The following is an 18,193-nucleotide window of genomic DNA, read 5'->3' as shown; positions in this document are numbered from 1 at the left end:
CGCGCGGGGCCCGGGGGCGGCACGCGGGTCCCCGGGCGGCACGCGCGCGCCGGGGACGGCAGCCGCACCCGCGGAGCCCCGGCCGGCGCGAGTGCCTACGGCGCGAGTGCCTACGGCGCGGGCGGCTTCAGGCTGCGGGCCGCCGCGCGGGCGACCGCGTCGGCGACGGCCGCGAGGGCGGGCGAGTCGAGCTTCCACTGCTGCCAGTACAGCGGCACGTCGACGTGACGGCCCTCGGCCAGGTCGATCAGGGCGCCGGCGCGCACATCGGGCGCCGGCCTGGGCGTCGGGGATCATCCCCCAGCCGAGGCCGAGCGCCACGGACTCCACGAAGCCCTCGGAGGAGGGGACGTAGTGCCGCGCGCCCGGCGCCTGCGCCGCCGCTCCCCCGGCCGCCGCCGTCGCGCCACCGTCTTCCGGCCCGGCCGCCAGGTCGCGCAGGAAGCGGTCCTGCAGCTCGTCCTTGCGGTCGAAGACGACGACGGGAGCGGTGCGCAGGGCCTGATCCAGCGGCGCACCGGCGAGGTGGCGCGCGGCGAAGGCGGGGGCGGCCATCGCGCGGTACCGCATCCGGCCGAGGGCCCGGACCGAGCAGCCTTGCACCGGCTCGGGCGAGGAGGTCACCGCGGCCATCACCCGCCCCTGCCGCAGCAGCCTGGTGGTGTGGTCCTGGTCGTCGCGGTGCAGGTCGAAGGCCACGTCGAGGCGCGCGGTGACCTCGGCGAGGGCCGGCAGGAACCAGGTGGCGAGCGAGTCGGCGTTCACCGCGACGGGCAGCGCGGCCGGCCCGCCCGGCCCGCCGAGCCCCAGCTCCGCCCCCGCGTCCCGCTCCAGCCGGGCCAGCTGGCGGCCGAAGCGCACCACCACCTCGCCCGACGCGGTCGGCCGCACCGGCTTGGTGCGCAGCAGCAGCACCCGCCCGGTGCGCTGCTCCAGCGCCTTGATCCGCTGGCTCACCGCCGAGGGCGTGACGTGCAGCGCCTCGGCCGCCGCCTCGAACGTCCCCTCGTCGACGGCGGCCAGCAGCGTGCGCACCTGGTCCAGCGGCAGATCGACCATAACGAACGCTTATGCTACCTGAGGATCATTAGCTGGTGTGATGACGGCCCGGCCTCCTAGCCTTCGGGCATGCACGCGGCACTCCTCGCGGCCCTGGCGGGCCTGGGCACCGGCCTGTCCCTGATCGTGGCCATCGGCGCGCAGAACGCGTTCGTCCTGCGCCAGGGCATCCGCCGCGAGCACGTCGCCGCGATCGTGGCGATCTGCGCCGGCTCGGACATGGTGCTGATCGCGGCGGGCGTGAGCGGGGTGGGGACGGTGGTCCGGCGCTGGCCCTCGGCGCTGACGGCGGCGGCGTGGATCGGCGCGGCGTTCCTGGTCTGCTACGGCGCGCTGGCCGCGCGGCGGGCGCTGCGCCCCTCGGCCGCGCTGACCACCGAGGGGGCCGAGGGAGCCCAGGGGGCCGAGGGGCGCGACGCGGCGGAGGCCGGCGCCGCGCGCGGCGGCTCGCTGCGCGCCGCGGTCCTGACCTGCCTGGCGATGACGTGGCTGAACCCGCACGTGTACCTGGACACCGTGCTGCTGCTCGGCTCGGTCGCCAACGGCTACGGCGCCGCCCGCTGGCCGTTCGGCGCGGGGGCGGCGGCCGGCAGCGTGCTGTGGTTCGGCGGGCTCGGCTTCGGCGCGCGGCTGCTGCGCCGGCCGTTCTCCCGGCCGCGGTCCTGGCGCGTTCTGGACGCGGTGATCGCCTGCACGATGATCACACTGGGGGTGCTGATGGCCGCGCGGGCGTAGCGGCGGTGTACGCGCCCAGCGGGCGGAAGCCGATGACGGCCGCGTCGTCGCGGCGCTCCTCCACCCCGGCCAGCAGGTGCGCGCACAGTTCGGCGAGCGGCATCGCCCGCCGCCGCGCGTCGGCCGCGGCCCGTGCGAGGTGCGTCATCCCCTCGGCGAGGTCGGTGCCCGGCACCTCGATCAGTCCGTCGGTGTAGAGCAGCAGCAGGTCGCCGGGGCGCAGGTCGTAGTGCCAGGTGGTGCGGGGCAGCCAGGGCGCCACGCACAGCGGCAGGTCGGGGCCGGCGCCGCCCTCCAGATAGCGCGGCGGCCCGGCCGCGGGGAGCAGCAGCGGCGGCGGGTGGCCGGCGTTGGACCAGGCGGCGTGCCAGCCGCCGCCCGGCCGCGGCGCGAGCACCGCGTGCACGGCGGTGACCAGCGGCGCGATGTCCAGCCCTTCGGCCACCCGGTCGAGCTGCGCCAGGCTCTCGGCGGGCGTCTGCGGCCGGGCCCGGTCGTAGGCGATGACCCGCAGCATGCTGCGCAGCTGGCTCATCGACGTGGCGGCGTCCAGGTCGTGGCCGGCGATGTCGCCGATGCTCAGGGTGACCGCGCCGTCCGGCAGCAGCAGCGCGTCGTACCAGTCGCCGCCGATCTCGGCGGTCTTGCTGGCCGGCTGGTAGTGCGCGGCGAGGTCGGCGCCGGGCACCCGCGGCGGCGAGGTGAGCAGCGCCCGCTGGAGGGTGTACGCGGTGTGCCGGATGCGCTGGAGCTCCAGCACCTGCCGCAGCGGCTCGCGGACCTCGTGCAGCACCTCGTTGAGCAGCGCCACGTCGGCGGCGCCGGGCGGCGGGCCGTCGGCGCAGCCGGCCGCGCAGGCGTAGGCGACCACGGCGGAGTCGACGACGACGGGGACCAGGGTGAGACTGGTCGCCCGGGCCGCCCGCAGCCAGTCCCGCGACACGTCGGGCACCACGCCCTCCGGCGGGTGTCCGCTGGGGAAGACCAGCAGCTCGGTGCGGCGGCTCTCGATCACCTGCCGTGCCACCGGGCCGACGGTGTACGACCGGGGGCCCAGCGGCGGCAGCTCGGGCAGGCCGGGGCGCGCGCTGGAGGCGACCCGGGTCGCGGTCAGCGGCTCGTCCGGGGCGCCCGTCACCGGCAGCGCGAACACCACGCAGGCGTCGGTCAGCTCGGGGACCACCGCGGCGGCGACCGCGGCGAACGCCTGCGCGACGTCCTCGGCGCCGGTCACCGTGGCGACCCGGGCGAGCAGCCGCTCGCGCAGCCGGTTGCGCCACTGGTCCTCCACGTCCGCGGTGGCCCCGATCCACTCCACCGCCCGCCCGTCGCGGACGATCGGCACCGCGCGGGACTGGACGTGCCGGTACGCGCCGGTCGCGGTCCGCATCCGGAAGGTGCACACGAACCGCGAGGGGGTGCCGCCGGACGCCTCCTGCCAGGTCCGCACCAGGTGCGAGCGGTCGTGCGGGTGGACCGACTCCAGCCACTCCTCGTCGATCACCGGCCGCCACGGCAGCCCGGTGAACTCCTCGAAGCCGCCGACCAGTTCGGTGATCGCGCCGTCGGGGCGCATCAGCCACACGATCTGGGTGACCGCCGACATCAGCGCCTCGTAGCGCTGGAGGCCGCGGAAGCGCTCCTCGGACAGCTCCTCGGCCCGCTGCGCGGCCTCGGCCTGCGCGGTGGTGTCGACGGCGACGGAGAGCACGCCGCGGCCGTACCGCGAGACGACGGGCGAGGCGCTGTACATGAAGTGCCGGCGGCCGGGCGCGCCCGGAGCGGTGCCCTCGGTGGTGCGCGGCGTGAGGACCTGGCGGGCGACGCCGTCGGCGTAGACCTGGTCGAGCATGTCCAGGTAGTGCGCCGCGTTGGGCTCGGTGAACACCTCGCAGCTGCGGGCGCCCAGCTCGCGCGGGCCGAAGAGCTTGCGGAAGGCGTCGTTGACGTACATCAGGCGGTGGTCGGGGCCCGCGGTGAGCGCGACGGCCACGATGGCGTCGTCGAACACCTCCGGTTCGAGCTCCGGCACGCCCCCCTGGTCGCCGATCCGCGTCATCCTCCGATCATCGCGCGCCGGGCGCGAGCGGGCGCGCCGAGCGCCGCCCGCTCGGCCGCGCCCGCTCGGCGGGCCGCGGCGGGGACCCGCGGTTACGGTGGAGGGGACGCGCGGTCCCCGCGCCCAGGCGCCCGGCGCCGCGCCGCGACCGGAGCAAGCCACCCGCGAGGAAGCGATCCCATGACCTCACACCCCGCGGCATCGGCCGTGCCCGATGTCATGCTCAACAACGGCGTCACCATCCCGCAGCTCGGCTTCGGGGTGTTCCAGATCGAGCCGGAGCACACCCGCGAGGCCGTGCTGGCCGCGCTGGAGACCGGCTACCGGCACATCGACACCGCCGAGATGTACGGCAACGAGAAGGAGGTCGGGCAGGCGCTGCGCGCGTCCGGCCTGCCGCGCGAGGAGGTGTTCGTCACCAGCAAGCTGGACAACGGGTACCACGCGTACGGCGACGCGCTCACCGCCTTCGCGCGCAGCCTGGACGACCTCGGCACGCCGTACCTCGACCTCTTCCTCGTGCACTGGCCGCTGCCGGGCGTCGGGGACTACGTCGAGACGTGGCGGGCGATGGAGGAGATCTACCGCTCGGGGCGGGTCAAGGCGGTCGGCGTGTCCAACTTCCAGCCGCACCATCTGCGCCGGCTCTTCGAGGAGACCGAGGTGGTCCCGGCGGTCAACCAGGTGGAGGTGCACCCCTACCTGGTCCAGGACGAGGTGCGGGAGTTCGACGCGCGGCACGGCATCGCCACGCAGGCCTGGTCGCCGATCGCCCAGGGCAAGGTGCTGGGCGACCCGGTGATCGCCGCGATCGCGGTGCGGGTGGACCGCACGCCGGCCCAGGTGACACTGCGCTGGCACATCCAGCGCGGCGACATCGTCTTCCCGAAGTCGGTGACGCGTGCGCGCGTGGAGGAGAACTTCCGGCTGTTCGACTTCGAGCTGACCGACGAGGACATGGCGGCGATCTCCGCGCTGGACCGCGGGGAGCGCACCGGACCCGACCCTGACACCTTCACGTACACGGGCTGACCTTAGGGTGATCCGGTAGTCCGGACGGTCCAGGCGGGGCAGGGGGTGGGCGATGCGTGCGAGGCCGCGCGGGGCCCGGGTACGGCACGAGGCCGGCGGCGACAGACTCGGCTGGCTGATCGCGGCGTGCGTGCTGGCCACCGCGGTGCTGGCGGCGCTCGTCGCGGCGCTGCCCGGACGCGGCTCGGCGGGCCAGGCGCACCGGCCGCTGCTGCGGGTGCTGCCGCTGGGCGACTCGATCACCTGGGGCGAGGGCAGCCCCACCCGTTCGTCGTACCGCGCGGACCTGTGGGACCTGGTCGCCGGGCAGTCCCGGTACGCGATCCGGTTCGTCGGCTCGCAGGTGTCGGGGAAGCTGCCCGAGCCGCGGAACGAGGGTCACCCCGGGTACACCATCGGCCAGGTCAGGGCCCGCGTGGACCGCTGGACGGCGGCGGCCCGGCCGGATGTCGTCCTGCTCCACATCGGCATCAACGACCTGCACCGGCACGTCGACCCCGCGCACGCGCCGCAGCGGCTGGCCGGCTTGGTGGACCGCATCTACGCGGACCGGCCCGGCGTGCGCGTCGTCCTCATGGGCCTCATCCCCACCACGCCCGGCCTCACCGCGCAGGCCGAGGCCTACAACCGCGGGGCCGCCGCCCTCCAGCGCACCGAGCGGGCCCGCGGCCGGTCCTTCTGGTACGTCGCTCCCCCGGCGCTGACCCGCGCGCAGATGGCCGACCGCCTGCACCCGGACGACGCGGGGTACGCCCGGATCGCCCGCGCCTTCTTCCCCGCGCTCACCGCGGCCGCCACCGCGCGCTAGCCGGGGGCAGCGGCCGGTCCGCGGGTCACAGCCGGTGGGGGGCGCCGTCGGTCTGGGCGGCCACGCGCCGGTAGAGGGCCTGGGCCTCGGCCGTGCGGCCGAGGTGCTGCAGGCAGCGGGCCTCGTCGTTGCGGCTGGTGAGGGTGTCGGGGTGGTCGGGGCCGAGGACGCGTTCGCGCGCGGTGGTGACCTCGTGGTAGAGCGCCAGCGCCGCCGGCCAGCGGCCGAGCCAGCCCATGCAGACCGCGACCTCGCGCTTGCTGACGAGGGTGTCGGGGTGCGCGGCGCCCAGGACGCGTTCGCGCACCGCGGCCACGTCGCGGGCCTCGGCGAGCGCGCGGTCCCAGTGGCCGAGCAGGCCGAGGTTGACGCCGAGCGCGTGCCGGGCCCGCAGCGTCTCGGCGTCGGCGGAGCCCGCGGTGCGGGTGCGGGCGGCGACCAGGTCCTCGTACAGCGTCAGCGCCTCGGCGCCGCGGCCCAGGCCGCCCAGGCAGATGCCGGTCTCGTAGCGGGCGGCGAGCGTGTCGGGGTGGTCCGCGCCCAGGACCCGGGCGCGCGCCTCGGCGACCTGACGGTGGACGTCGAGCGCCTCGGCCCAGCGACCGGCCCGGCCCAGCGCGTGGCCGACCTCGAAGCGGGTGGTGAGCGTCTCGGGGTGGTCGGGGCCGAGCACCCGGGCGCGGGCCTCGGCGACCTGCGCCGCGGTGGCGTGCGCCTCCTCGTCGCGGCCCAGCTGTCCCAGGTTGAACGCGAGGTTGTGCTTGCACTGGAGGGTGTCCGGGTGCTCGGGCCCCGCGGTGCGCTCCAGGCCGGCCAGCACCGCCGTGTACTCGCGGTGGGCCTCCAGATGGCGGCCGAGCCGGCCGAGCTCGTACGCCGCCTCGTGCCGCGCGGCCAGCGTGTCCGCGTGGTCCGGGCCGAGCACCCTGCGGCGCGCCTCGGCGACGTCGGCGTACAGCCGCAGGGCCTCCTCGGTGCGGCCGAGCCGGGTCAGGCAGTACGCGGCCTCGAAGCGGTCGGCGAGGGCGTCGGGGTGGTCCGCGCCCTGCGCCCGGTCGCGTTCCGCGGCCGTCGCGGTGTACAGGTCGTATGCCTGCGCCCAGTTGCCGATCCTGGCCAGGTCCCCGGCCTCGGCCTCGCGGGCGGTCAGCGTGGCGAGGGTGCCGGGCCCGGCGGCGGCTCCCGGCGCGGCGCGGGTGGACCACGCCCCGGTCAGTTCGTGCCGGACGGCGGTCGGCGGCGCCGCGCGGGTGGAGTGGGCGGGGGCGCCGGTGGTCACGCCGGCCGCCCAGGGGGGCAGGGGGGCGGGAGCGGCGCCGGGCCGTGGGGCCGGCGACGAGGGCCGGGCCGGCTGGGGCGACTGCACCGGCCGGACCGGGGGGACCGGCCGGCCCGACACGGGCGTCACCGGCGGCGCGGGAGGGGACGGCGCCGGGGGCGGCGCGGGCGCGGCGCCCGCCGAGGCCCGCATCGCCTTGAGCCGCCCGCACACGTCGGCGGCGTCCTGCGGCCGGTCCTCGGGGTCCTTGGCCAGCAGGTCGAGGATCAGCCGTTCGAGGTCGTCGGGGAGTTCCGGGCGGCGCGCCGACGGCGGCTCGGGCGCGGTGTCCCGGTGCCCGACGAGGATCGCCCACGCGTCGCCGAGGTCGAACGGCGGCGCGCCGGTGACCAGTTCGTAGAGCACGCAGCCGAGCGAGTACAGGTCGCTGCGGTGGTCGACCTCGGCGGCGTCGATCTGCTCGGGCGACATGTAGTGCGGGGTGCCCATGGCCATGCCGGAGCCGGTCAGCCGCGAGGTGAAGCCGATGTCGTGGCCGAGCCGGGCGATGCCGAAGTCGCAGATCTTCACCCCGCCGTCGGTGAGCCGGACGATGTTGGCCGGTTTGAGGTCCCGGTGCACGACACCCTGCGCGTGGGTGTAGGCCAGCGCGGAGGCCACCTGTTCCGCGATGTCGACGACGTCGGGGACCGGCAGCGGGTGGCGGCGGGCGTCGTCGAGGGTCTGCAGCAGGTTGCGGCCGTCGAGCAGCTCCATCACCAGGAACAGCAGGCCCTCGTGTTCGCCGAAGTCGTGCACGACGGTGATCCCGCGGTGCTGCAGCCCGGCGGCGACCCTGGCCTCGCGGCGGAAGCGCTCCTGCAGCACGTGCGCGAAGCCCGCGTCGTTCGCCCCGCCGGCCGGTTTGAGGCACTTCACGGCGACGCGCCGGCCCAGCGACTCGTCCAGCGCCCGCCACACCTCGCCCATGCCGCCGCGGCCGATCAGCTCGTGCAGCCGGTAGCGGCCCTGGATCAGCGTGCCCGCGCCGCCGGGCGCGGCGCCGCGCGCGCCCGCCGCGGGCCCCGGCGTGCGCGATTCGTCCCGGTGTCCGTCGTGGTCTCCCGCCGCCATCGCGTGCCGCCGCCCCCGTGCTCATCGGTCCTTCCCCGCCACCAGTATGGCCGTCGGGAGCGGGAGGGGGCACAGCGGATCAGGGCAGAACGGGACCGATCCGCGGCAGCCGGCGGGCCGAGGGGCGGGTGCCGGGGCCCAGCCGGGCGACCGCCTTGAGGATGTGGCCGGGCGGCAGCTGCCAGCGCACGGTGGCCGGGACGGCCCGAAGCAGCCGTCCGGCCGCCCGCAACCGGCGCGTCGTGGCGGCCTCGCCCGGCGGCGTGCGGCCGTACAGCTCGTGGGCGTACGGCGGCAGCGCGGCGAAGGCGGCGCCCGCGACCGAGCGCCACACCGCGAGCCGCAGCGGCACCAGCGCCGCCGGGACCGGGGGCGCCTGGAGGAAGCGGACCACGTCGTACGCCTCGGGGGTGGCCGACAGGTCGGGCCGCGCCTTCTCGAAGTACCGGGCCAGCTCCGCGGTGCCGGCGGGCACCTCGGCCGGGTCCAGGCCGACCAGCCGGGCCGCCTCGCGCTGCTCGTCGACGTAGGCGTCGGCCTGCGCGTCGTCGAGCGGGAAGCCGGAGCGGCGGGCGACGTGCAGATAGGAGTCGATCTCCGCGCAGTGCACCCACAGCAGCAGCTCGGGGTCGTCCAGCGGGTACCGCTCGCCGGTGTCGGGGTCGGTCGCCGACAGCCTGCGGTGGATGCCGCGGACCCTGGCGCCGGCCTTCTCCGCCGCCGCGGTGGTGCCGTAGGTGATCTCGCCGACGAAGGACGCGGTGCGCAGCAGCCTGGCCCAGGCGTCCTCGCGGAAGTCGGAGTTCTGGGTGACGCCGCGGATCGCGCGCGGGTGCAGGGCCTGCAGGTACAGGGCGCGTACGCCGGCGATCCACATGACCGGGTCGCCGTGCAGCTGCCAGGTCACCGAGTCCGGTCCGAAGAGTCCCGGATCAGCCTCGCCCATCGGCCCCTCCTTCGTCCGTCCGGGTGACCCCACGGTAACCGCGGGACCGCACCGGCGGAACGGGGCGCGGGACACGGCCGCGCGCCAGCCGGGCCGCGCCGCGCGGCCGGGCGATACTGCCTGGACGCCGGCGCTCGCCCCGACCGCCGGTCCGCGGACGGACCCGAGGACGTATCCACGCATGGCCGACGGGCAGCACGACCCCCACCGTCACTCCGGCTGGAGCGACCCGCGGCGGCTCCCGCCGCGCGGCGAGCCGGGCGGCGGCGCCGGGGCCCGGGGAGGCGGCCGGGCGGGGGGAAGCAGCGGGGTGCGGGGAACGGATGGGGCGCGGTCGCGGCGGCGGGCCGCGCGCCGGGTGCTGCGCTGGGGGCTGCTGGGGTTGTCCGCGGCGGTGCTGCTGGCCGCGGCGGCGGGCGCGCTGGTGTACCTGCGCCTGGACGGCAACCTCCGCGAGCTGCCGCTGTTCGGCGGGGTCGGCGGGGACGCGGGCGCCGAGCGGCCCGACGCCTTCGGCCGCACCCCGGTCAACGTGCTGGTGATCGGCTCGGACAGCCGCGCGGACGCCGCGGACTGCCGGCTCGGCGGCGGCTGCGGTCCCGGGCGGAACGCGGACGTGGCGATGGTGCTGCACCTGTCGGCGGACCGCTCGCACGGCGCGGTGCTGACCATCCCCCGGGACACCGTCACCGACCTGCCGGCCTGCCGCACGCCCGGCGGCGGTGTCGCGGCGGCCCGGCGCGGCGCGGTCAACTCCACCTTGCAGTACGGCCCCGGCTGCACGGTCGCCGCGGTGCACTCCCTGACCGGGCTTCCCGTCGACCACTTCGTGATGGCGGACTTCGCGGGGGTGGTGCGGATGTCCGGCGCGGTCGGCGGGGTTCCGGTGTGCGTGGACCGCGACCTCTACGACCCGTACTCCCACCTGCGGCTGCGCTCGGGGCGGCACGCGCTGGAAGGGCGGGCGGCGCTCGCCTTCCTGCGCTCCCGGCACGCCTTCGGCGACGGCGGCGACCTGGGCCGCGCCGACGCCCAGCACCTGTTCCTGGCCGCGCTCGCCCGCCGGATGCGCTCGGCCGGCTCCTTCGGCGACCCGGCGGGCCTGCTGTCGCTGGCGGACGCGGCGACGAGGGCGCTGACCGTCGATCCCGGCCTGGGCTCGGTGTCCCGGCTCTCCGGGCTCGCGGCCGACGTGCGCAAGGTGCCGTCCGCGCGACTGGTCTTCACCACCATGCCGGTGCGTCCCGACCCGCTGGACCGGGCGCGGCTGGTGCCGGCGCCCGCCGCCGGCCCGCTCTTCGCGGCGGTCGCCTCGGACCTGCGGCTGACGGTGGCCGCGCCGGCCGGGACCGCGGCGCGGGCGGCGGCCGGTGCCGCGCCGCCCTCCCCGGACGGGTCCGCGGCCGGGCCGGCCGAACAGGCGAGGGCCCGTTTCGCGGACCGGCCCACGGCCGCCGCCGCGGGTCCACCGGCCGACGAGGCGTTCGACGAGCCCGGCGAGGAGCCCGGCGAGGAGCGCGGCGACGCCGGCGGGGTGCCGCTGCGCCCGGCCGGGGAGGGGGCGGCGGGCGGGGCGGGCGGGGCGGCGGATGTCGCGCGGGGCCGCACCGCGGCCGATCCGCTCGCCTGCGCGCGGGTCGCCAGGACGGCGACGGTGCGCCTGCGCGGTGTCGCGATGACGCCCACGGCGGCGTTCGCGGCGAGCGGCCGGGTGCCCCTCTCGGCCCGCTGAGGCGGGCGGGCCCGCCGGCCGCGGTGCCGCGGGGCCGTGGGCGGTGGGGCGTGGGGAAATCCGTTGATCCATGCCATAACCGGGCATACACGGGCAAGGACTCAGTACAGAGGCACTCGCCGCAGACCGGAGAGGAGCGTGACCTCACATGCGAGTGGCGGTGGCGGGCGGGACCGGACTGGCCGGTCGGCACGTGGCGGCGGCGCTGACGGCGCGGGGGCACGAGGTGGTGGTCGTCGCGCGGTCGCGCGGCGCGGACCTGCTGGCCGGCGGCGCGGGGCTGGACGCGGCGCTGTCCGGCGCGGAGGTCCTGGTCGACGTCTCCAACATCACGACGGCCAGCGGCAAGGCAGCGCTGTCGTTCTTCGACCGGGCCGGGCGGAATCTGGTCGCGGCGGCGCGCCGCGCCGGGGTGCGCCACCACGTGGTGCTGTCGATCGTCGGCGTCGACCGCGTCGACTGGGGCTACTACCGGGGCAAGCTGCGCCAGGAGGAGCTGGTCAGGTCCGGCGCGCAGTCCTGGTCGGTACTGCGCGCGACGCAGTTCCACGAGTACGCGGGGCAGGTGCTCGACCTGGTGCCCGGCCCCCTGGCGGTGGTGCCGCGGATGCGCGCCCAGCCGGTCGCGGTACGGGAGGCGGCCGACGCGCTGGCGGAGCTGGCGGTGGGCTCCCCCGCCGGGTACGCGCCGGAACTGGCCGGGCCGCGGGTGGAGTCGGTGCCGGACATGGCCCGCAGGCTGCTGCGGGTCCGCGGCAGCCACCGCCCGGTGCTGGCGCTGCCGGTTCCCGGCACCGCGGGCCGCGGCCTGGCGGGCGGCGCGCTGCTCCCGGACGGCCCGGGGCCGCGCGGCACGCAGACCTTCGACGAGTGGCTCGCCGAGCAGGCCCGGCGGGTCGGGCGACCCGCCGGACGCGGCGTTCCCGCGCACCGGTGAGGCTCGCCGGCGGCCCCGGCGCGTCGCGGGCCGGTTCCGGCGCGGCCCGGCGGTTCAGTTCCAGATCGCCTCGGCGATCGCCGTGCCCGTGAACGCCGCGCCGAGGCCGGCGGCGAGGCTGCCCACCACGTTGGCGACCGCGTAGAAGCGCGCGCCGTCCTCGGTGAGCCGCAGGGTCTCGTAGGAGAAGGTGGAGTACGTGGTCAGCGCCCCGCACAGCCCGGTGCCGATCAGGAGCTGGACGTGCGAGGAGGCGGCGCCCGCCGCGGCTGCCCCGGCCAGCACGCCGAGGATCGTGCTGCCGGCCACGTTGACCGCGAAGGTGCCCCACGGGAAGACGCTGTCGTGGCGGGTCTGCACGCTGCGGTCGGTGAGGTAGCGCAGGGGGGCGCCCACCGCGGCGCCGGCGATCACCAGGAGCCAGTTCACCGGGCCTCCCCGGGGGCGGAGTCATGGTCGCCGCCCTGGTCGCCGCTCTGGTCGCCGCTCTCATGGCCGCCGTGAGGGCCGCCCGGGTCGCCGGCCTGACGGCCGCCGGGCGCGCTGCCCTGACGGCCGCCCGGATCGCCGGCCTGACCGGCGGCCGGGACGGCGCCGTCCGGGTCCCGGCCGGCGTCCCCTCCCGGGCGCACATCGGCCCCGCGCCCGGTGTAGTGGACCACCTCGCACGGGTCGAGCGTGACCAGCCCCTCGGTGACCAGCCCGTCGAGCTGGGGCAGGAACGCGCGGACCCGCTCCTCGGTGTCCACCACGACGACGGCCACCGGCAGGTCCTCGCTGAGCGACAGCAGCCGGGAGGTGTGGATGAGCGAGGACGCCCCGAAGCCCTCGACGCCCCGGAAGACCGAGGCGCCGGCGAGCCCGGCGGCGCGGGCGCGGTGGACGATCTCGGCGAAGAGCGGCTTGTGCCGCCAGGTGTCGTTCTCGCCGATGTACACGGTCAGTCGCAGTGCCGATCCGGTCAGTCGCACTTCTGCCTCCACTGGACGGTCCTGCGGGCCAGCGCGGACGCCGCCCACACGGCGGTGAGCGCGGCGGCGACGGTGAGCACCAGGTAGGCGAGCGCGGTGCGCGGATGGCCGCCGTCGGCCAGCCGCCGCACGTCGGTGACGTACGTCGAGAAGGTGGTGAAGCCGCCCAGCACGCCGGTGCCGAAGAACGGGCGGACCAGCCGGTGGGCGGCCCACACGTCGGTGATGATCACCATGAACACGCCGATCACAGCGCACCCGGTCACGTTGACGGTGAAGGTGGCCCACGGGAAGCCGCCGTCCGGGGCGGGCCAGGCGAGCGCGGCGCCGTAGCGGGCGCAGGAACCGATGGCGCCGCCGACCGCCACCGCGGCGACGACCGGGAGCTGTCCCCCGCGCGCAGCCTCTGCCACGGACCCGGCCGAGCCGGGGCGGTGTCCGGGACCGGGACGGGGTCGTCGGGGCCGACCGCCTCACCGACCGTGGACGTGGGGGGTTCTGCCATGGGACGCGTCTCCTACTCGCAGGCACGGGCAATGACACGACGTGCACGTCGCAAGCAGGGACCGTTGGCGGCGGCGTCGCCGCGGTTCGGGTACGGCGGGCCCCACCGCCGCGCGGCGCGCGAACGCGCCGACGGCCCCCACTTTACCGGCTGCCCCCAGCCCCCGCGCCTCCCCCGCGCCCTCCCCCGCGCCCGGCCCCGCGCCCGGCCCCGCGCCCGGCCCCGCGCCCGCGCGGCGCCTACCACTCCGGCGCCGTCTTCGGGCCTCTCCCCGACTCCTCCGTGCCGCGGACCGGCGATCGTCAGATACTGGACGGGTGCGGACCGGCGGGCACGGCTGTCTCACCTGGAGGTACCGATGAAGATGCTGATCAACGTCCCGGAGACCGTCGTGGCGGACGCGCTGCGCGGCATAGCGGCGGCGCACCCGGATCTGACGGTGGACGTCGAGCGGCGGGTGATCATACGCAAGGGCGCCCCCTACGAGGGCAAGGTGGGCCTGGTGTCCGGCGGCGGTTCCGGGCACGAGCCGCTGCACGGCGGTTTCGTCGGGCGGGGGATGCTGGACGCGGCCTGTCCCGGCGAGGTGTTCACCTCCCCGGTGCCCGACCAGATGGTGCGGGCGGCGGCGGCCGTGGACAGCGGGGCCGGCGTGCTGTTCGTCGTCAAGAACTACACGGGTGACGTGCTCAACTTCGACATGGCCGCGGAACTCGCCGAGGACGAGGGCGTCCAGGTCGCCAAGGTCCTGGTCGACGACGACGTGGCGGTCACCGACAGCCTCTACACCGCGGGCCGCCGCGGCACCGGCGCGACGCTGTTCGTGGAGAAGCTGGCCGGCGCGGCGGCCGACGAGGGCGCGCCGCTCGACCGGGTGGCCGGCATCGCCCGCCGGGTCAACGAGGCGTCGCGCAGCTTCGGCGTGGCGCTGACCGCGTGCAGCACCCCGGCCAAGGGCGGCCCCACCTTCGACCTGCCCGAGGGCGAGCTGGAGCTGGGCGTCGGCATCCACGGCGAGCCGGGCCGCGAGCGGCGGGCGATGATGACCTCCGGCGAGATCGCGGACGTCGCCGTCGACGCGGTCGTGGAGGACCTGCGCCCCGACGCGCCGGTGCTGCTGCTGGTCAACGGGATGGGCGGCACCCCGCTGCTGGAGCTGTACGGGTTCGCGGCCGAGGTGCACCGGGTGCTGGCCGAGCGCAGGATCGCCGTCGCGCGCACCCTGGTCGGCAACTACGTGACCTCGCTGGACATGGCGGGCTGCTCGGTGACCATCTGCCAGGCCGACGAGGAACTGCTGCGGCTGTGGGACGCGCCCGTGGCGACGCCGGCCCTGCGCTGGGGCTGCTGAGCGACGGCCGGCGCGGCCGGCGGCAGGCTCCGCGAACGCGCGGCGGCCGACGGCTCCGCCCCCTTCCGACGACTTCGTGACCCGTGGCCTGAGACCAGTGGACTGAGACCCCGTGACCTGGGCCCCGCGGCCTGAGACCCGTGGCCGGCCCGAGACCCGCGTTCACGTCCTGTGACCCGTGACCTGAGACGACCCTGCGACCCGCACCCGCGACCTGCGAAAGGCACCGTATGAACGCGCTTCCCCCCGACGCCCTGGCGATAGACGCCGCCCTGCTGCGCCGCTGGTTGGGCGCCGCGGCCGAGGCGGTCGACCGCGAGGCGGCCCGGCTGACCGAGCTGGACTCCCCCATCGGCGACGCCGACCACGGCACGAACATGCGCCGCGGCTTCCTGGCCGCGCGCACCGCGGTCGAGCAGGAGCCGCCGGACACGCCGGGCGCGGTGCTGGTCGCGACCGGCCGGCAGCTGATCTCCACGGTCGGCGGCGCCTCGGGCCCGCTCTACGGGACACTGCTGCGCCGCGCCGGCAAGGAGCTGGGCGACGAATCCGCGGTGTCGGCCGCGCGACTGCGGGACGCGCTGAAGGCGGGCGTGGACGCGGTGGCGCAGCTGGGCGGGGCCGCGGCCGGCGACAAGACCATGCTGGACGCCCTGCTGCCGGCGGTCGACGCCTTCACCGGGGCGCTCGACGCCGGCGGCTCCGCGGCGGAGTCGCTGGCCGCCGCCGCGGCGGCGGCGGCCGAGGGCGCGGAGGCGACGATCCCGTTGCGCGCCCGCAAGGGACGGGCCAGCTACCTGGGCGAGCGCAGCGTGGGCCATCAGGACCCGGGCGCGACCTCGGCGGCGCTGCTGCTCACCGTGCTCGCGGACACCGTGCGGGAGGCGGCGGCATGAGCGCAGCGGACCGGACGGCGGGAGGCACGTCGGGCACGAGCGGCGACGGAGGCGGCGCGGCGGCGGGCACGGTCGGCATCGTGCTGGTCTCGCACAGCGCCGCGGTGGCCGCGGCGGTGGCCGAGCTGGCGAAGGGGCTGACCGGCGGCGGCACAGCGGTGGCGGTGGCCCCGGCGGGCGGCGCCCCGGACGGCGGCCTGGGCACCAGCTCGGACCTGATCGCCTCGGCGGCCCGCTCGGTCGACCGGGGCGCCGGCGTGGCGGTCATCGCCGACCTCGGCAGCGCCGTGCTCACCGTCAAGGCGCTGCTCGCGGACGGCGAGCTCCCCGCGGGCGCGCGGCTGGTGGACGCGCCGTTCCTGGAGGGGGCGGTGGCCGCGGTGGTCACCGCCTCCACCGGCGCGGACCTCGACGCGGTCGCGGCGGCGGCCGCGGACGCGTACGAGTTCCGCAAGGGCTGAGCCGAGGCGCTCCGGCCCCCTCCGCCGCGGCGCGGCGGGCGGAGGGGGCCGGAAACCGGAGGAAGGCAGGTCAGCGACCGTAGGCCATCATCGAGCGGACCATCCGGCACGTGACGTCGGACGGCCGGTGCACGCCGATCCGCTCGGCGGTCGCGCGTATCCGCCGGTCACCGGCCTGAGCCGGCTCGTAGACGCCCGAGTCGAGCAGGGCGATCGCCAGGCGCATCGTCTTCAGCCGCCGGTTGTGCGCGATGTACCACTCGCGCGGCCGTCCGGCGGGCAGCGGCTTCTTGGGCAGGGACCTGGTCGGGGGCAGGGGCAGCGGCAGTGCGGCAACGGCCATCGTCATCCTCCAGAAGGCGTCGGCCAACCCTTTCGAACACTGTCGATTTTACCTCCCGCCACTGACACAACGCCCTGGCCAGAGCACATATGACGGCCCGTCACGTCCGTCCGTCGACGGCCGCCGGCCCGACCGCGCCCGGCCGCGCCGTCGCCGCCGCCGTCTCATCAGCCGTCGCCGCCTCCTCAGCCGTCGCCGCCTTCGCCTCCTCCGCCTCCTCCGCCGCCGCGATCTCGGCCTCGGTCATGGGCAGCCCGTGCGGATTGGCCGACGCGCCCTCGAACCGCCGCACCAGCAGGCAGGACAGCGCGCCCAGCCCGGTCACCACCACCGCGACGAGCATCGTGGGGCGCATGGCGTCGACGAAGCCGTGGCCGAAGACCGCCGCCGCCGTGTCCTGGAGCCGGTGCGCCTGGGCAGCGGGCATCCCGGCGGGCGGCCGGGGCGCGGTGGAGCCGCCGCCGGCCACGTCCAGGTGCCGGGCCGCGCCCTCGAAACCGCGCACGAAGGAGGAGCGGTAGGCCGGCGGCAGCCCGGCGGACCGCCGCTCGGCCTGTTCCCTCAGCGAGACGACCAGCCGCTCCTGGAGCACCGCGCCCACCACCGCGCCGGCCAGCACCGAACCCACTTGCCGCAGCGCGTTGTTGACGCCGGAGGCGGCGCCGGTCAGGCGGGGCGGCACGTTGCGCATCACCTCGGCGGCCATGGGCGCGAAGGTGCATCCGGCGCCCACGCCCATCACGAACAGCGGCACGGCGATCGACGTCCAACCCCCGCCGACGTCGGCGACCGCCACGATCCATCCGAGCCCGCCGGCGAACAGCGACAGGCCGCCGGTGAGGATCCACCGGCCGCTCAGCCGCTCGGCGAGCACCGCGGCGGGCCCGGCCGTCACGAAGGTCCCGAGGGACAGCGACAGCAGCACCAGCCCGGCCTTCTGCGCGCTGTAGCCGAGCACGGACTGCAGATAGATCGTGAGCGGCAGGGACAGGCCCACGATGCCGAAGGCGATGGCGACCGCGACGACGTTCATCAGGGTGAAGTTGCGCTCCTTGAACAGCGCGAACGGCACCAGGGGCTCGGCGTCCTGCCGCCGGCGCTGCTGCGCGAGGAACACCACGGCCACCACCGCCGAGGCGCCGAGCGCCGCCCGGATCCAGCCGTTCCAGTGGTACCGCTCGCCCTCGATCAGCCCGAGCGACAGCAGGACCAGCGCGACCGAGGACAGCGCCACGCCCGTCAGGTCGAACCGGTGCCGCACCGCCCGTACCGGGCGCGGCAGCCACAGTGCCGCGCCGATCACGGTGAGCACTCCGATCGGCACGTTGACGAAGAAGATCCACCGCCACTCCAGCCGGGTGACCAGCAGTCCGCCCACGGTCGGCCCCGCGGCCCCGGACACGCCCGCGACGACGCCCCAGATGCCCAGCGCGGCGCCCCGCCTGCCGGGCGGGAAGACGTCCACGACCAGCGACAGGGTCTGCGGCAGCAGCATCGCCGCGCCCACGCCCTGGACCGCGCGGAAGGCGATCAGCTGGGCGGGATCGCCGGCCAGGCCGCAGGCCAGACTGGCCACGGTGAACAGCGCGACGCCGTACAGGAAGAGGTCGCGCTTGCCGATGAGGTCGCCCAGCCGTCCCGAGGTGATCATCAGGACGGCGAGCGCGAGCGTGTAGGCGTTGCCGATCCACAGGATCTGGTCGAGCGACGCGTCCAGGCCGCCGACCATGTCGGGGATGGCGATGGTGACGATGGTCAGGTCGAGCAGCGTCATGAAGAACCCGAGGGACAGCACCGCCAGCGTCGCCCACGGGTTGCCCCGCAACTTGTGCACGTTCGCCTCCTCGCCGCGGATGTCCGCGGCTCGATTCCGTTGTCCGCCCCTGGGAGGCGGGCAGCGGCGGAGGCTGTGACATGGCGGCGGCGTCCGCGCGCGGGCCGCCCCTCCCGTCGGCCGGCGGGAGGG

The 18,193-nt window shown here is 76.7% G+C and carries 16 protein-coding genes and 2 pseudogenes; 8 read left to right on the top strand and 10 right to left on the bottom strand.

Annotated elements, in window-relative coordinates:
- Positions 1-110: 110 nt before the first annotated feature.
- Both VSR01_RS38185 and VSR01_RS36920 read right to left on the bottom strand, forming a co-directional pair.
- Positions 111-266, bottom strand: a complete 156-nt coding sequence (locus VSR01_RS38185; RefSeq protein ID WP_442785752.1) for a hypothetical protein — start codon at positions 264-266, stop codon at positions 111-113.
- Positions 259-1,059, bottom strand: a pseudogene (locus VSR01_RS36920) (ArgP/LysG family DNA-binding transcriptional regulator); the annotation flags it as partial. The gene VSR01_RS38185 and the pseudogene VSR01_RS36920, both read right to left, overlap by 8 nt.
- A 69-nt stretch (positions 1,060-1,128) precedes the next feature.
- On the opposite strand from VSR01_RS36920, the gene VSR01_RS36915 reads away from it, so the two are divergent.
- Positions 1,129-1,794 carry a LysE/ArgO family amino acid transporter gene (locus tag VSR01_RS36915; RefSeq protein WP_326453324.1) on the top strand — a complete coding sequence of 222 codons (666 nt, stop codon included), beginning with the start codon at positions 1,129-1,131 and terminating at the stop codon, positions 1,792-1,794.
- Here the strand turns inward: VSR01_RS36915 and VSR01_RS36910 are convergent.
- Positions 1,760-3,853 (bottom strand): SpoIIE family protein phosphatase, encoded by a 2,094-nt coding sequence (locus tag VSR01_RS36910; RefSeq protein ID WP_326453323.1) that lies wholly within the window; start codon positions 3,851-3,853, stop codon positions 1,760-1,762. The two genes, VSR01_RS36915 and VSR01_RS36910, sit on opposite strands and share 35 nt — an antisense overlap.
- 180 nt (positions 3,854-4,033) lie before the next feature.
- Between VSR01_RS36910 and VSR01_RS36905 the strand changes: the two genes are divergently transcribed.
- Both VSR01_RS36905 and VSR01_RS36900 read left to right on the top strand, forming a co-directional pair.
- Positions 4,034-4,885: an aldo/keto reductase gene (locus VSR01_RS36905; protein WP_326453322.1), complete on the top strand. Its 852-nt coding sequence runs from the start codon at positions 4,034-4,036 to the stop codon at positions 4,883-4,885.
- 52 nt (positions 4,886-4,937) lie between these two features.
- The gene (locus tag VSR01_RS36900) at positions 4,938-5,693 is read left to right on the top strand and encodes an SGNH/GDSL hydrolase family protein (protein WP_326453321.1); all 756 of its coding nucleotides are present in this window, start codon (positions 4,938-4,940) and stop codon (positions 5,691-5,693) included.
- Positions 5,694-5,718: 25 nt separating this feature from the next.
- Here the strand turns inward: VSR01_RS36900 and VSR01_RS36895 are convergent, their stop codons facing one another.
- Together VSR01_RS36895 and VSR01_RS36890 are read right to left on the bottom strand one after the other, a co-directional pair.
- Positions 5,719-8,085: a serine/threonine-protein kinase gene (locus tag VSR01_RS36895; protein WP_326453320.1), complete on the bottom strand. Its 2,367-nt coding sequence runs from the start codon at positions 8,083-8,085 to the stop codon at positions 5,719-5,721.
- 79 nt (positions 8,086-8,164) lie between these two features.
- Positions 8,165-9,031 carry an oxygenase MpaB family protein gene (locus tag VSR01_RS36890; RefSeq protein ID WP_326453319.1) on the bottom strand — a complete coding sequence of 289 codons (867 nt, stop codon included), beginning with the start codon at positions 9,029-9,031 and terminating at the stop codon, positions 8,165-8,167.
- A 181-nt stretch (positions 9,032-9,212) separates the two neighbouring features.
- Between VSR01_RS36890 and VSR01_RS36885 the strand changes: the two genes are divergently transcribed.
- Together VSR01_RS36885 and VSR01_RS36880 are read left to right on the top strand one after the other, a co-directional pair.
- Positions 9,213-10,763, top strand: coding sequence for an LCP family protein (locus VSR01_RS36885; protein ID WP_326453318.1), 1,551 nt, complete (start codon positions 9,213-9,215; stop codon positions 10,761-10,763).
- A gap of 148 nt (positions 10,764-10,911) precedes the next feature.
- A complete protein-coding gene (locus VSR01_RS36880) occupies positions 10,912-11,700 on the top strand; it encodes an SDR family oxidoreductase (RefSeq protein WP_326453317.1) in 789 nt (262 codons plus the stop codon).
- Positions 11,701-11,754: 54 nt separating this feature from the next.
- On the opposite strand, the gene crcB (VSR01_RS36875) is transcribed toward VSR01_RS36880, so the two are convergent.
- From crcB (VSR01_RS36875) to crcB (VSR01_RS36865), 3 genes and pseudogenes are all read right to left on the bottom strand, one after another.
- The gene (gene crcB, locus VSR01_RS36875; RefSeq protein WP_326453316.1) at positions 11,755-12,129 is read right to left on the bottom strand and encodes a fluoride efflux transporter CrcB; all 375 of its coding nucleotides are present in this window, start codon (positions 12,127-12,129) and stop codon (positions 11,755-11,757) included.
- Positions 12,130-12,341: 212 nt separating this feature from the next.
- Positions 12,342-12,671, bottom strand: a pseudogene (locus VSR01_RS36870) (DUF190 domain-containing protein); the annotation flags it as partial.
- Positions 12,662-13,084 (bottom strand): fluoride efflux transporter CrcB, encoded by a 423-nt coding sequence (crcB, locus tag VSR01_RS36865; protein WP_326453315.1) that lies wholly within the window; start codon positions 13,082-13,084, stop codon positions 12,662-12,664. The pseudogene VSR01_RS36870 and the gene crcB (VSR01_RS36865), both read right to left, overlap by 10 nt.
- Positions 13,085-13,534: 450 nt before the next feature.
- Between crcB (VSR01_RS36865) and dhaK the strand changes: the two genes are divergently transcribed.
- The 3 genes from dhaK (at position 13,535) to VSR01_RS36850 (ending at position 15,884) form a co-directional block, all read left to right on the top strand.
- Entirely contained in the window at positions 13,535-14,527 is a 993-nt protein-coding gene (gene dhaK, locus VSR01_RS36860; RefSeq protein ID WP_326453314.1) for a dihydroxyacetone kinase subunit DhaK, read from the top strand.
- 230 nt (positions 14,528-14,757) lie between these two features.
- Positions 14,758-15,423, top strand: coding sequence for a dihydroxyacetone kinase subunit DhaL (dhaL, locus tag VSR01_RS36855; protein ID WP_326453313.1), 666 nt, complete (start codon positions 14,758-14,760; stop codon positions 15,421-15,423).
- Positions 15,420-15,884: a PTS-dependent dihydroxyacetone kinase phosphotransferase subunit DhaM gene (locus VSR01_RS36850; protein ID WP_326453312.1), complete on the top strand. Its 465-nt coding sequence runs from the start codon at positions 15,420-15,422 to the stop codon at positions 15,882-15,884. Before dhaL ends, VSR01_RS36850 begins: the two co-directional genes overlap by 4 nt.
- A 70-nt stretch (positions 15,885-15,954) precedes the next feature.
- Here VSR01_RS36850 and VSR01_RS36845 read toward each other — a convergent pair whose 3' ends face one another.
- Both VSR01_RS36845 and VSR01_RS36840 read right to left on the bottom strand, forming a co-directional pair.
- Positions 15,955-16,227: a hypothetical protein gene (locus VSR01_RS36845; RefSeq protein ID WP_326453311.1), complete on the bottom strand. Its 273-nt coding sequence runs from the start codon at positions 16,225-16,227 to the stop codon at positions 15,955-15,957.
- A 100-nt stretch (positions 16,228-16,327) separates the two neighbouring features.
- The gene (locus tag VSR01_RS36840; RefSeq protein ID WP_326453310.1) at positions 16,328-18,061 is read right to left on the bottom strand and encodes a DHA2 family efflux MFS transporter permease subunit; all 1,734 of its coding nucleotides are present in this window, start codon (positions 18,059-18,061) and stop codon (positions 16,328-16,330) included.
- Positions 18,062-18,193 lie beyond the last annotated feature (132 nt).

The organism is Actinacidiphila sp. DG2A-62, assembly GCF_035825295.1.
Lineage (GTDB): Bacteria > Actinomycetota > Actinomycetes > Streptomycetales > Streptomycetaceae > Actinacidiphila.
The sequence above is the reverse complement of the archived record's forward strand: the minus strand, read 5'-3'. Positions and strand labels throughout refer to the sequence as shown.